Source organism: Mesorhizobium sp. M0968 (assembly GCF_040319065.1).
Classification (GTDB): Bacteria; Pseudomonadota; Alphaproteobacteria; order Rhizobiales; family Rhizobiaceae; genus Mesorhizobium.
The window spans coordinates 1-649 of the sequence record NZ_JAMYNL010000097.1 but is presented as its reverse complement, the minus strand read 5'-3'; the positions used below and the strand labels follow the sequence as shown (position 1 = coordinate 649).

The following is a 649-nucleotide window of genomic DNA, read 5'->3' as shown; positions in this document are numbered from 1 at the left end:
GAAGGATGCCGGCTGATGGGGATCGCGCGATCAACCTACTACGATCAGCCCGAAACCGCCGTGGATGACACAGCGCTCGTCGAGACGATGGGTGAGATCTCCGACAGCTTCGAAGCTTACGGCTATCGCCGCATGCAGGCGGCGCTGCGGCAGCGCGGCATCGTCGTCAACCACAAGAAGGTCAGACGGTTGATGCGCGAGCACGATCTGCAGCCCAGGATCAGGCGGCGCTTCATCGCCACTACGGACAGCGATCACGAGTTGCCGATCTTCCCGAACCTGGCGAAGAACGTGACACCGGCCGGCCCGAACCAGCTCTGGGTGAGCGACATAACATACGTGACGATTGCGGCGGGCTTCGTCTACGTCGCGGTCATTTTGGATGCCTGGTCACGCAAGGTCGTTGGTTACGCCATCGGTCGGTCGATCGACGCGCGCTTGACCGTTGCAGCATTAAAGGCGGCAATCGAACGACGAAAACCCCGGCCGGGCTGCGTTCATCACTCGGACCGAGGGTCGCAATATGCCGCACTCCTTTACCGCAACGTTCTCGCCGAGCACGATCTTATTGGATCGATGGGCCGGCGCGGCAATCCCTACGATAATGCGAAAGCGGAAAGCTTCATGAAGACGATGAAGGTCGAAGCCG

At 60.4% G+C, this 649-nt stretch carries 1 protein-coding gene; it reads left to right on the top strand.

Annotated features, from left to right (window positions below):
* Window positions 1–15: 15 nt before the first annotated feature.
* On the top strand, window positions 16–649 hold a 634-nt coding region (locus NKH67_RS34050), incomplete at its 3' end, for an IS3 family transposase (RefSeq protein WP_352475127.1).